Below are 12,733 nucleotides of genomic sequence, written 5' to 3' on the forward strand. Positions count from 1 at the left end.
AATTGAAAAATATTTCTCAGTAAGTTATTAAAAGGCTTACTGAGAAAATGTTTAACTTAGGTGATAAAGTTTAAAAAGGAAAAGGAGGATCTCAAATGTCAGTAATAATTAAATTAGCCAATAGTATATTTCAACCAATAATAAGCTTGGGCGCAGCGCCGATGATGCTTATTGTGTTAACACTATTAGCATTAGTGATGAAGGTTAAGTTTTCTAAAGCTCTTGAAGGCGGTGTAAAGCTTGCTATTGCATTAACTGGTATAGGATCAGTAATAGGATTATTAACAGGTGGTTTTTCAGAAGCATTACAAGCTTTTGTTAAATCTACAGGTATACAGTTGTCTGTAACCGATTTAGGATGGGCTCCACTAGCGACTATAGCATGGGGATCAATGTACACTCTATATTTCCTGTTTATACTAATTATTGTAAATATTGTAATGCTTTTATTGAATAAGACAAATACATTAGATGTTGATATATTTGATGTATGGCATCCAGCATTCAGCGGACTAATTATACTGTATTATTCTAATAACAATCTATTGTTGGCGACAGCTTTTGTTATCTTACTTGGGGTTCTAAAGTTATTAAATGCAGATCTAATGAAGCCAACATTTAATAAGATGTTAAACATGTCAGATGCTAATCCAACAACTACAACTCACTTAAATTACATGATGAACCCAATAATCATGGTATTTGATAAAATATTTGATAAATTTTTCCCTTTCTTAGATAAATATGACTTTGATGCAGCTACATTAAACAAAAAAATAGGTTTTTGGGGAAGTAAATTTGCTATAGGTGCTTATCTTGGAGTATTTGTAGGAGTACTTGGACATCAAAGTGTTACTAAAACATGTACATTAGCATTTACAGGTGCTGCATGTCTTGAATTGTTTTCTATAATTGGATCATGGTTCATTGCAGCAGTAGAACCTTTATCTCAAGGAATTACAAATTTTCTTAGTAATAAGTTCAAAGGAAGAAAATTTAATATTGGTATAGACTGGCCATTCATAGCAGGAAGAGCTGAAATGTGGGCTGTAGCTAACATATTAGCACCAATACTTTTAATAATGTCATTATTCTTACCAGGAAACAAACTTCTTCCTTTAGGCGGAATAATAGCAATGGGAATAACACCAGCATTGTTAATTGTTACTCGTGGTAAGATGATTCGTATGATAGTTATAGGAATATTTGAAATACCTATATTCCTATGGGCAGGTACAGCTATGGCACCTTTTGTTACAGCTTTAGCTAAAACCGTAGGCGCATTCCCATCTACATTATCAGCTACAACTTTGATATCTCATTCAACTTGTGAAGGCCCAATTGAAAAATTTATGGCTATAATAATTGGTAGATTCGGTGGAAATATGAATTTAACTAATGGATTAATAGCATTAGCAGCACTTGCAGCTTATATATTAATATTCTATTGGTATTCAATTCAAATGAAAAAACGTAATCAAGAATATTTACAAGGATCAAGTGATGATTTAAAATCTTCAAAAGTATCATAAAAATATTAAGTTCGAACAATAAAGGACAGGCCTCTGAAAATGTTAATTTTCGAGGTTTGTCCTTTTGAAATTTATGATTATTTGATAGAAAAAGCATAAAAAACGAACAAAAAGTCACACAATTCAGTTGACATACCTAATACAATAGTGCTAAAATAACATTATGATAACAAAAACAAACATAAAAGAATAAAACAAAACACACTTAAACATAATATATATTTTGGAGGTAGTATCAACTGTGCTTAAAGAGGAAAGACTAGAAAAAATACTAGAGATGATTCAAAGAGATAATATAATAAGCATATCTGATGCAACAAAGCTACTAAATGTAACAGAAATGACAGTTAGAAGAGATTTAAAATGTTTGGAAGAAAAACAATTATTGACTCGTATACATGGTGGAGCTAAGAAAAAACAGGAAATGTTAGTTACAGAATTATCTCATAATGAAAAAAGAAAAATACATGTGGAAGAGAAAAAACAAATAGCTAAAATAGTTAGTAACCTTATTAAAGAAAATGACATTATATATATAGGCGCAGGGACTACAAATGAATTGGTATATGATTATTTAGATGTTTCTTATGCGAAAATTATAACAAATTCCATGTCTATATTTTCTAAGTTTAAAGATGATAAACGTTTTGAACTTATACTCATAGGAGGAAGATTCCGTTCACGTACTGATGTGTTTGTTGGAAATTTCACAAATGAGTTATTACAAAAAATAAGAGTTAAAAGAGCTTTTGTAGGAGTCAATGGTATTCATGGAAACGATATAACTACTTCAAATGAAGAAGAAGGCGTGTGCCAGAGAATAATATTGGATAATGCAGTAGAAAAATATGTTTTATGTGATAGCAGCAAGGTTAATAAACAGGATTTTTATAGTTTTTATGATTTAAGAAAAGTTACTGCTGTTATTACTGATAATAAAATAGATAAGGAAACAGAAGAACAATATGAAAAGTTAGTTAAAATAATTCATTGTTAATTCATAGTATTTATTTTAATTTAAAAAATAGGGAGGATAAAAAATGAAAATAGTTATAGGGGCAAATGAAAAAGGTTTTGAACTAAAAGAATATGTAAAAAAATATTTATTAGGCAAAGGACATGAGGTTATAGATAAAACTCCTGAGAAAAATTTAGACTTAGTAGAATCTGCAAAGTTAGTTGCTAAAACTATGCAAAATAAAGAAGCAGATAGAGGAATAGCTATAGATGAATATGGTGCAGGAAGTTTTATGGTAGCTAATAAATTTAAAGGAGTAATTTGTGCTGAAGTTTCAGATGAACATTCAGCTATGATGACAAGAGGTCATAATAATGCATGTATGATAGCTATGGGATCAGAACTTGTTGGAAAAGGATTAGCTAAAGGAATAGTAGATGCTTTTGTAGATTCAGAATATGCAGGTGGAAGACATCAAATAAGAGTGGACATGCTTAATAAAATGCTTTAAGGAGGAAAAAGTAAAATGAAAATATCAGTTGGTTGTGATCATATTGTTACAGATATTAAAATGCACGTTGTTGAATATTTAAAAGGAAAAGGATATGAGGTTATAGATAATGGTACCTATGACCACGTACGTACACACTATCCTATATATGGGAAAAAGACAGCGGAAAAAGTTGCAAGTGGAGAAGCAGATTTAGGTATTACAATTTGTGGAACAGGAGTTGGAATAACAACTACTGCAAATAAAGTAAAAGGAATACGTGCGGCTCTTGTTAGAGATGTTGCTACAGCTAGATATGCTAAAAAGCATTTAAATGCTAATGTAATTGGATTTGGAGGACGTATTACAGGAATAGGTCTTATTGAAAATATTATAGATGTATTTTTAGAAACTAAATATGAAAAAAGTGATGAAAATGCAGAATTAATAAAGAAAATAGATGCTATAGCAACTGAAAATAAAGATCAGTTTGGAAATGAACACTTTTTTGATGAATTTATTGAAAAGTGGGACAAAGGTGAATATCACGACTAGAAAATTTTATTGGAATTTTAAATATTAATTAAGAGGTGGTAAACATGTTAGTAACAACAAAAGAAATGTTAGCAAAGGCACAGAAAGAAAATTATGCTGTACCAGCATTTAATATTCATAATCTAGAAACTTTAAGAGTAGTTGTGGAAACAGCTGCCGAATTAAAATCACCAGTAATAGTAGCTGGAACTCCAGGAACAATAGAATATGCTGGAGGAGATTATTTAGTTGCAATTGCAGAAACAGCAACTAAAAAACATGATATTCCAATAGCATTACATTTAGACCATTTTGAGAATATAGATAAGATTAAAGAATATGTAAACGCTGGATTTACTTCAGCAATGATAGATGCTTCAAAAGAAGATTTTGAAAATAATATAAACACAGTTAAAAAGGTAGTAGAATATGCGCATGCAAAAGGAAGTGTTGTAGAAGCAGAGCTTGGAAAATTAGGTGGAGTAGAAGATGACTTAGTTGTTGATGAAAAAGATGCTATGTATACAAATCCTGATTCAGCCAAAGAATTTGTAGAGAGAACAGGAATAGATTCCTTAGCAGTAGCTATAGGTACTGCTCATGGTCTATATAAAGGTGAGCCAAAATTAGATTTTGAAAGATTAAAAGAAATAAGATCAAAAGTGGATGTTCCTTTAGTATTACACGGAGCATCAGATGTACCAGAAAATTTAGTAAAAGAAGCTATAAAGTTTGGAATATGTAAAGTTAACATAGCTACTGATTTGAAGATACCATTTTCTGATGCTGTAAAACAGTATTTTAAAGAAAATCCAGATGCCAATGATCCAAGAAAGTACATGACACCAGGAAAAGAAGCTATGAAAGAAGTAGTAATTGCTAAGATAAAAATGTGTGGAAGCGAGAACAAAGCATGATTACAGTTATAAATTTAAATGCATCTGTAGATAAGAGATATGAAATAGAAGATATAGCTAAAGGCAAGGTGATGCGTGCAAAGGCAGTGCAAAATACTGCTGGAGGAAAGGGAATACATGTTGCTAATGTAGCTACTATTTTAGGCGAAGATGTTGTATGCACTGGATTTATAGGTGGAAAAACTGGAGAATTTATTGAAGATAATCTAAAAAAGATGGGAATAAAAGGCGACTTCGTAAAGATATTAGGTGAGACTAGAGCGTGTCTGGCCTTTATAACAGATGATTTAGCTCAAACAGAAATATTGGAACCAGGTCCAGAAGTTTCAGCAGAAGAACTTGATAATTTTTTTAAGAAGTATGATGATTTATTGGAAAAAAGTTCTATAGTTACAGCATCAGGCAGTGCACCTAGAAATGTACCAAAGGACATATATGCCACTTTAATAAGCAAGGCTTCAAAATCAGGTAAAAAATTCTTATTAGATACTAGTGGAGAACTTTTATTAAAAGGTATAGAAGCAAAACCTTTTTTTATAAAACCTAATAAAGATGAACTTGAAATGATTACAGGAAATTCTATATTAAATGAAGAAGATATTATAGCTCAAATAGACAAATTACACAACATGGAAATACCGTGTGTAACTATATCATTAGGAAAAGATGGGTCATTAGTAGGTTATAAGGGAAATAAGTATAAAGTACAGGTGCCTAAAATAACAGCTGCAAATCCTGTAGGATCAGGAGATTCATTAGTTGGTGGTTTTGCTGCAGCACTAGAGAGAGAATATTCTATAGAAGATGCATTAGCTATGGCAGCAGCTTGTGGTACTGCAAATGCTTTAGAAAAAGAAACTGGATTTATTAGAAAAGAAATAGCAGAAAAAATAATGAAAGAAGTAAAAATAGTTAAACTATAAAATATTTAAAAATAATATAGTATATGGGTTATTTTTATATTGAGAGTTCTTGAGAGTTTAGTTACATTTAAGGACTCTCTCTTTGCATATTAAGTTAGGTACATTTTATTTAGAGTTAGGAGTGATTTCCTTATGAAAAAGGCATTTGTAATTGATTTTGATGGAACAATAACTGTAAAAGATGTGGGATTTACCATAGTTCAAGAGTTATCAGGGGAAAAGTGGAAGGAATTTAATGAGCTTAGAGCACAAAGGAAAATAGGCACTCCTGAATGCAGTAGAGGTCAGTGGAGTTTAGTTAATCATAATGAAGAAGACTTAAAAAATTATCTTAAAAAGTTTAGTCTTAATAAAGGCTTTAAAGAATTTTTAAAGTTTGCTAATAAAAACTCATATAAATTGATAATAGCTTCTGATGGTTATGATGTTTACATAAATGAAATACTTAAAGAACTTACTAAAGAGGAACTAGAAAACATACATATATTGTGTAATAAAGCTGTATATAATAAGGGATGGAAATTATCGTTTCCATATGAAAATAGTAAGTGCAATTTATGTGGTAATTGTAAGAAAAAGATAGTAAAAGATTTAAAAGATAAAGGATATGAAATGTTTTATGTTGGAGATGGAGAATCTGATAAATGTGCTTGTGTATATGCAGATAAAATATTTGCTAAGTCCTTTTTAAAGGAACATTGTGAGGAAAAAAATATAGAATATAAAAGTTTTAATGATTTTTTTGATATATTGAAATGTATATAATTTAAGTTGACATGATTTAGGAGGAAAAGATATGTTTAAAGTAAAGGAATTTGATGATAAGTTTAAAATGTATAGACTTGAAGATGAGAAAAATAATTCTTGGGTAAATATATGTCCACAAAGAGGTGGAATTGTAACTAGTTTAGGAATAAATGGTGAAGAAATTTTATATTTAGATAAAGATACATTTTATGATGAGAACAAAAATGTAAGGGGCGGAAATCCGGTACTATTTCCACTTTGTGGACAACTACCAGATCAAAAGTATGATTTGGATGGAAAAGAATACAGTATGAAAAATCATGGACTTGCTAGAATAAGTTCATGGGAAGTTATAAATAAAAATACAGATAATTGTGCATCTATAAAAGTAACTTTTAAAAGTAATGAAGATACTCTTAAATCCTATCCTTTCGAATTTGAATTACAATTTGAATACATATTAAAAGAAAATAAGCTTATGATCAATCAACAGTATATAAATAATTCAGATGAAAAAATGCCAATGTCAGCAGGATTCCATCCTTATTTTCTTGCAAAAGATAAAAAACAAATAAGTTATGATGTAAATGCTAGCGAATATTTTGATAATGAGGATTCAAAATTAAAAAAATATCCTGTAGAAGGAATAGATTTAAGTAATACTAAGGAATTAAAGTTGCTTCTTGATCATAAAGGAAATAGTCTAAGCTTTTCTATGAAGGATTTAAAAAGAAAAATAAGATTTGATTATAGCGATGAATTTAAATATATAGTTTTATGGTCAACTCCAGGAAGTGAATATGTATGTGTTGAACCTTGGACATCAAAAATTGGTGCACTTGCTTCAGGTGAAGATTTATTAGAAGTTAATCCAAAAAGCAAAATAGATTTAACATATTCTATAACAGCAGATTCTTTGTCTATATAATTAAAATACTTGCTTTACCGTATGAATAACAATACTTTTTAGTATGATTTGGTTTGTCAAATTAATTATACTGAGAGTAAGTGATCATGCGGCTTTTTATATATTTTTAAAGCTTATTTAAAAAGTACTGGTTATCAATTTTTTAGGGTGTGATTTTATAAAATACAATAATTTTAATAAGAGTTAATAATTTTTGCAAGTACTATTACATAAAATACAATAGAATAAAAAACTTTTTATAAATGTAAAAGTGTAATGATGTATAAATTTAGTTGGTACCGATACTAGAACAGTGTCATTATAATATGTGAGAGTAAATTCAGTTTCATTAAAGTAGAATTTATTTATGATCAATAAAGAAAATGTGGATTTTTTAGGTAAGGTTATATTTGATATAGGATTTTAAAGAAAATACATCAATAAAAAGATTGAACTTTGAAGCAACAAATATTAATGGAGAAATATATAGAAAGATAACTTACTTAAAGAAATAAAGGAGGATGACGATGGGTATAAGAGGCAGCGGTATTTTAATGCATATTACATCTTTACCAGGTTCATATGGAATAGGTACTTTTGGAAAAGTAGCTTATGAATTTATAGATTTTTTGGTAAAATCAGGTCAAAGGTACTGGCAAATACTGCCGTTGAATCCTACAGGAGTAGGAGATTCACCCTACCAACCTTTTTCAGCATTTGCAGGTAATCCATATTTTATAGATTTTGATATTTTAGCTGAACAAGGATTATTAGAAAAGAATAAGTACGAAAATATGGATTTTGGTTCTAATAATACAAAAGTAGATTATGAAAAAATATTTAATAATAAAATGCCAATTTTAAGAATTGCTTTTAAGAATTGTAAAGAAAAGCATAAAGAAAAGCATAAAGAAAAAATAAGAAGTTTTAGAGATAAAAATAGGAAATGGTTAGAGGATTATGCTCTATATATGGCTATAAAATCAAAGGTAGACTTAAATTCATGGCAGCATTGGGAAGAGAATATTAAATTTAGGAAGGAAGATACGTTAAATTATTATAAAGAGGTGTTAAAAGAAGAGATAGACTATTGGGTGTTCTTACAATATGTGTTTTTTAGCCAGTGGGCAGAATTGAAAAATTATGCTAATAATAATGGAATTAAAATTATTGGAGATATTCCAATTTATGTAGCTGAAGATAGCGCAGATGCATGGTCAAATAGCGAAATTTTTCTGTTTGATGAGGATAAGAAACCTATTGTAGTTTCAGGATGTCCACCAGATTCTTTTTCTGACACAGGTCAATTATGGGGAAATCCTATATATGATTGGAGTTACTTGAATAAAACTAACTATAAATGGTGGATAGAAAGAATTAAATGGAATATCAATTTATATGATGTAATAAGAATAGATCACTTTCGAGGTTTTGAATCTTTTTGGCAGGTACCTTATGGTGAGCAGACAGCAGCAAATGGTAAGTGGGAAAAAGGCCCAGGTATGAAATTGTTTAATGAAGTGAAAAAAGCATTAGGAAAAATTAATATTATAGCAGAAGATTTAGGGTATTTAACAAAGGAAGTCATAGAATTTAGAATTGCTTCAGGATTTCCAGGAATGAAGGTACTTGAATTTGCTTTTGATGCTAGAGAAGAAAGTGATTATTTACCTCATAATTATGATAAACACTGTATAGTTTATACTGGAACACATGATAATGAAACTGTAATTGGATGGATGGAAAATGCTAATATAGAAGATGTAAATTTTGCTAAAAGGTATTTAAAATTAAATAAAGAAGAAGGGTATAATTGGGGATTTATAAGAGGTGCTTTAAGCTCTGTAGCAAATTTAGCCATAGCTCAGCTTCAAGATTATTTAGGTTTTAGTAGCGAGGCTAGAATGAATATTCCATCAACTGTAAGCGGAAACTGGCAGTGGAGGGTAGATGAGGAATATTTAAATGACAAATTGGCTAGCAAAATTAAAGAAGTTACTAAATTGTATGGAAGGTAGAGGAGTATAATACAATTCAACTTAATTATACTTATGTAGTAGCTGTGGTAGAATTTGTTGGAATATTATGGGATGGGGAAAAAGTAAAGTTGGAATTATTTGAAATATGAAAAGTAAAAAGATTAATTAGAATAATCTTAAACTGCCTGTATAGCAGCTTAAGATTATTTTTGTATTTAGTATTTCAAAAGCCTATTAAGTAATAGCTCATAGGTTTCATCAATTTCTTTAAAATTCATATTACAAATGTAATACTTTTCTAGTTCATCATGAAGTTTTTTAGCTGATGATATAATTGATAAACCTTTATTTAAAAGATTGTTGAAGTTTTCTTTAGATTGGAGCAATTCGTCTTTATTAACTTTGCTGTAATCTACAAAGTTATCCATAAATATTTGAGTACCTGTAAATTTTTGCTTGTTTATTTCGTTGGAAGTTATAATGGCAGTTTTTAACTCAGGTATTATTATGTGTTCTATCCTATCAGGAATTAAAGGATCATGATAAACTTCAACGAAGAGACCTCTGCGTAATGCTTCTTTATACAAAAATGTAAGAACTTGAGTTTTACCTGTTCCAGGACCTCCGTTTAATACGTAAATTTTATTGCAATTTTCACTTAAATTTTCTATAAAGGTTACGATGCCATTAGGAGTAAACGCTGTAGCAAAAATATGTCTATCACTACCTAAAGCTTTAGATAAGGAATTTGAAAAGATTTTATCTTTTAAATCATCTTCTAATAATAATATTTTAGAATAGTCAAGAGCGGTTTTATTAAAATTGCTCCAATCATCATGTATAAGTTTTGAAGCTTTTATAAACCTATAGGCTCTTTCAAAAGTATTTTTAATTTCTTTGTTAGTTTCAATTATTGATGATCTATATTGTTTAAAGCCTTCTTCATTCCAATGCTGTCCCATGTTTAGCACTTCGTCTACTGCCCCTGGATTTATAGGGTCAACTACATGAGTAGTGGTGTTATAAACACACAAGGTAGAAAGTTTTTTGGGAAGAAATACTATCTTTAATTAAATTTTTAATTACTCATCCTGTTGAAAATGATTGTATTATTAATATATTATTGATATAATACATTTAAGTAAAGTTTATTATAAACTTGCTTTGATTGTTATAATTTGGGATTGATTTTATTTTTAAGTTAAAGGGCAACTAATTCATTCATATCTTAAATATCTTTTAAAATAGGAGATTATGTATATGAAAGAATTTAGTATTAACACAAAAGTTTATTTTGGAGAAGGCTCTTTAGACAGATTAAGCGAAATTAAAAATAAAAGAGTACTAATTGTATGTGATAAGTTTATGGAAACTTCAGGTATGGCTGCAAAAGTGCAAGGAAAGCTTACTGATTGCGAAGTAGCTATATATAGTGATATTGTACCTGATCCATCTGTAGAGGTTATTGCCAGTGGTATTCAAAAATTACAAGCTTGTAATGCTGAAATTATGATAGCTCTTGGTGGAGGTTCATCAATTGATGGTGCTAAGGCAATAAAGGAATATGCGAAAAAAGTTACTGGAGGAGTTTCTTCTATAGAAGAGTTTTATGCCGTACCTACTACAAGTGGTACAGGTTCAGAAGTAACAGAATATGCAGTAATTACAAATAAACAAGAACAATTAAAATATGCTCTTGCAGATAAATCTCTTCTTCCAACAGTTGCGATTCTTGATCCAGAATTGGTAAAGACTGTTCCAAAGGCTATAACTGCTGATACAGGAATGGATGTAATAACTCATGCCATGGAAGCTTATGTTTCAAACAATGCTACTGATTTTTCAGATGCTCTTGCAGAAAAAGCTTTTACTTTAGCTTTTAGATTTTTACCACAAGCTTATGCTGATGGAAATGATCTAGTAGCAAGAGAAAAACTTCATAATGCATCTTGCCTTGCTGGTATGGCTTTTAATGCAGCTGGACTTGGAATTACTCATAGTTTAGCTCATGCTGTAGGTGGCAAACTACACATCTCTCATGGCAGAAGTAATGCTATTATACTTCCTCATGTAATTGAATATAATGCTAACTTAAATAAAGGTGCTTTCAATGTTGAATATGGAGTAGCGGCTAAAAAATATCAAAGACTTGCTAAATTGTTAAAATTACATGCTCCAAATGTAAGTATTGGTGTTAACAATTTAATTAGAAGTGTTATAGAACTTCAAAGAACGTTGATGATTCCAACAACATTCAAGGAACAAGGGGCTGATATGGATTTAGCCAAAGCGTGTAGGGAAGAAATTGTTAGTGCAGCTTGTAAGGATATATGTACAACAGTAAATCCTAGAGAAGCAACAAGTGAAGATTTGTTAAGTATTTTAGATAAAGTTTTGGAATAAAACATTGTACTTTAACCACTCATTAATGAGTGGTTTTTTGTGATATAAAAAAGTTGAGAAAGTGATTAAAACAATATATAATTTAAAATATGATTAAAAAAAATAAAAAAAGGGGGCGTAACTATGGCTAGTGAGTTATATTCAATAGGGAAAGTTGAAGAAATATGCAAAATAACAAAAAAAGCATTGAGATATTACGATAGAATGAAAATACTATCGCCTGACAAAGTATGTAATGAAAATGGCTATAGATATTACAGCAAAGAAAATTTATTAACTGTTCCTGTTATAAGATACTATAAACAGAGTGGGTTTAAATTGGAGGAAATGAAGGCTTTTTTAGAAGGAACAAGCACCTATGAGCTCGTTGACAAAAGCTTCAGAAAAAAGATTGATGAATTAGAAGAACTTGACAGAGAAATAAATTTAAAAATAAGATCAGTGAAAGATTGGCGTAATCTTATAGTTGAGGCAGAGAAGGTAATTGAAAACAATGTTTGTGATGTATCTGTTAAATATGTGGATAATAGAAAATTAGTGTTTTTAGATCAGGATTTTAAATATGATTATATGGATTCTATAATTAATATAGAGTTTAGTAATTATATAGATAATATAAAAAATGCAATAACAGGTCCTGTGATTATATCGTTTCCATCTTATAAGGATAAAATGAACAGAAAATGCAATAAGATGAAAATAATGCAGCAAACTATTTTAAAGTGCAAAGAGGAAGAAACCATTGAATATGGTGGGTGGATGGCAGCTTCTTGTTATCATATAGGAGCTCATGAAAACATTGATCAAACATATAAAAAGATAGAAGATTGGACTAAAGAACATGGGTATATATGCGCCGGGGAATGCTATGAAAGATATGTAACGGATTATTGGACTACTAAAAATACTGATAAATTTGTAACAGAGATTATAATTAAAATTAACAGATAAAAGGAATAAGCGATAAATAATTATCATTTAAGATAATTATTTATCGCTTATTTTTATGGGTTTTTATGTGAAATAGCTGTTATTATGAATAAAAACATTGACCGTAGGGGAAAGCATATTGAGAAATACAAATCACATTGTGAAAAAAAACATAAGTGTATTTAACTAGAAAGTTGAATAAATGTATAATTAAGGATTTGCAATCGTTTAATAAAAATTAAATATAATGCTAAATATAGCACTAAATATAGCGATAAATGTATAATCATACATATTGGTGAAATATTATTGCAAAATATATATTGACCTTACCCTATAGGGGAAGGGATATAATTTATTTGAAAGAAAAATAACTGAAAGATATAAAATGAAAAAGTTGTTTAATAATTTAA

The 12,733-nt window shown here is 29.5% G+C and carries 12 protein-coding genes; 11 read left to right on the plus strand and 1 reads right to left on the minus strand.

Annotated elements, in window-relative coordinates; all coding sequences use genetic code 11:
• Positions 1-95: 95 nt before the first annotated feature.
• The 9 genes from HBE96_RS22420 to malQ all read left to right on the plus strand — a co-directional run bounded on the left by HBE96_RS22420 (position 96) and on the right by malQ (position 9,026).
• The gene (locus HBE96_RS22420) at positions 96-1,532 is read left to right on the plus strand and encodes a PTS galactitol transporter subunit IIC (protein WP_169299927.1); all 1,437 of its coding nucleotides are present in this window, start codon (positions 96-98) and stop codon (positions 1,530-1,532) included.
• A 241-nt stretch (positions 1,533-1,773) separates the two neighbouring features.
• Positions 1,774-2,529 (plus strand): DeoR family transcriptional regulator, encoded by a 756-nt coding sequence (locus HBE96_RS22425; protein WP_169299928.1) that lies wholly within the window; start codon positions 1,774-1,776, stop codon positions 2,527-2,529.
• A gap of 43 nt (positions 2,530-2,572) precedes the next feature.
• The gene (gene lacA / locus HBE96_RS22430) at positions 2,573-3,001 is read left to right on the plus strand and encodes a galactose-6-phosphate isomerase subunit LacA (protein ID WP_169299929.1); all 429 of its coding nucleotides are present in this window, start codon (positions 2,573-2,575) and stop codon (positions 2,999-3,001) included.
• Positions 3,002-3,016: 15 nt separating this feature from the next.
• Positions 3,017-3,535, plus strand: a complete 519-nt coding sequence (lacB, locus tag HBE96_RS22435) for a galactose-6-phosphate isomerase subunit LacB (RefSeq protein ID WP_169299930.1) — start codon at positions 3,017-3,019, stop codon at positions 3,533-3,535.
• Positions 3,536-3,579: 44 nt separating this feature from the next.
• Positions 3,580-4,431, plus strand: a complete 852-nt coding sequence (locus HBE96_RS22440; protein WP_169299931.1) for a tagatose bisphosphate family class II aldolase — start codon at positions 3,580-3,582, stop codon at positions 4,429-4,431.
• Positions 4,428-5,354, plus strand: a complete 927-nt coding sequence (locus tag HBE96_RS22445; protein ID WP_169299932.1) for a 1-phosphofructokinase family hexose kinase — start codon at positions 4,428-4,430, stop codon at positions 5,352-5,354. Before HBE96_RS22440 ends, HBE96_RS22445 begins: the two co-directional genes overlap by 4 nt.
• 132 nt (positions 5,355-5,486) lie before the next feature.
• Positions 5,487-6,119, plus strand: a complete 633-nt coding sequence (locus tag HBE96_RS22450) for an MtnX-like HAD-IB family phosphatase (RefSeq protein WP_169299933.1) — start codon at positions 5,487-5,489, stop codon at positions 6,117-6,119.
• 31 nt (positions 6,120-6,150) lie between these two features.
• Entirely contained in the window at positions 6,151-7,029 is an 879-nt protein-coding gene (locus tag HBE96_RS22455; protein WP_169299934.1) for an aldose epimerase family protein, read from the plus strand.
• 506 nt (positions 7,030-7,535) lie between these two features.
• Complete coding sequence (gene malQ, locus HBE96_RS22460) at positions 7,536-9,026, plus strand: 4-alpha-glucanotransferase (protein WP_169299935.1); 1,491 nt, start codon at positions 7,536-7,538, stop codon at positions 9,024-9,026.
• 176 nt (positions 9,027-9,202) lie between these two features.
• On the opposite strand, the gene HBE96_RS22465 is transcribed toward malQ, so the two are convergent.
• Entirely contained in the window at positions 9,203-10,021 is an 819-nt protein-coding gene (locus tag HBE96_RS22465) for an ATPase (RefSeq protein ID WP_243187038.1), read from the minus strand.
• Positions 10,022-10,247: 226 nt separating this feature from the next.
• On the opposite strand from HBE96_RS22465, the gene HBE96_RS22470 reads away from it, so the two are divergent.
• Together HBE96_RS22470 and HBE96_RS22475 are read left to right on the plus strand one after the other, a co-directional pair.
• Positions 10,248-11,390, plus strand: coding sequence for a 1-propanol dehydrogenase PduQ (locus HBE96_RS22470; protein WP_169299936.1), 1,143 nt, complete (start codon positions 10,248-10,250; stop codon positions 11,388-11,390).
• A 123-nt stretch (positions 11,391-11,513) separates the two neighbouring features.
• Complete coding sequence (locus HBE96_RS22475; protein ID WP_169299937.1) at positions 11,514-12,341, plus strand: MerR family transcriptional regulator; 828 nt, start codon at positions 11,514-11,516, stop codon at positions 12,339-12,341.
• The last annotated feature ends 392 nt before the right edge of the window (positions 12,342-12,733 follow it).

Source organism: Clostridium muellerianum (assembly GCF_012926525.1).
Classification (GTDB): Bacteria; Bacillota; Clostridia; order Clostridiales; family Clostridiaceae; genus Clostridium_AM; species Clostridium_AM muellerianum.

Coding starts and splice junctions, on each gene's coding strand:
- HBE96_RS22420 (WP_169299927.1), top strand. CDS start 96: ATGTCAGTAATAATTAAATTAGCCAATAGTATATTTCAACCAATAATA.
- lacA (WP_169299929.1), top strand. CDS start 2,573: ATGAAAATAGTTATAGGGGCAAATGAAAAAGGTTTTGAACTAAAAGAA.
- lacB (WP_169299930.1), top strand. CDS start 3,017: ATGAAAATATCAGTTGGTTGTGATCATATTGTTACAGATATTAAAATG.
- HBE96_RS22440 (WP_169299931.1), top strand. CDS start 3,580: ATGTTAGTAACAACAAAAGAAATGTTAGCAAAGGCACAGAAAGAAAAT.
- HBE96_RS22445 (WP_169299932.1), top strand. CDS start 4,428: ATGATTACAGTTATAAATTTAAATGCATCTGTAGATAAGAGATATGAA.
- HBE96_RS22450 (WP_169299933.1), top strand. CDS start 5,487: ATGAAAAAGGCATTTGTAATTGATTTTGATGGAACAATAACTGTAAAA.
- HBE96_RS22455 (WP_169299934.1), top strand. CDS start 6,151: ATGTTTAAAGTAAAGGAATTTGATGATAAGTTTAAAATGTATAGACTT.
- malQ (WP_169299935.1), top strand. CDS start 7,536: ATGGGTATAAGAGGCAGCGGTATTTTAATGCATATTACATCTTTACCA.
- HBE96_RS22470 (WP_169299936.1), top strand. CDS start 10,248: ATGAAAGAATTTAGTATTAACACAAAAGTTTATTTTGGAGAAGGCTCT.
- HBE96_RS22475 (WP_169299937.1), top strand. CDS start 11,514: ATGGCTAGTGAGTTATATTCAATAGGGAAAGTTGAAGAAATATGCAAA.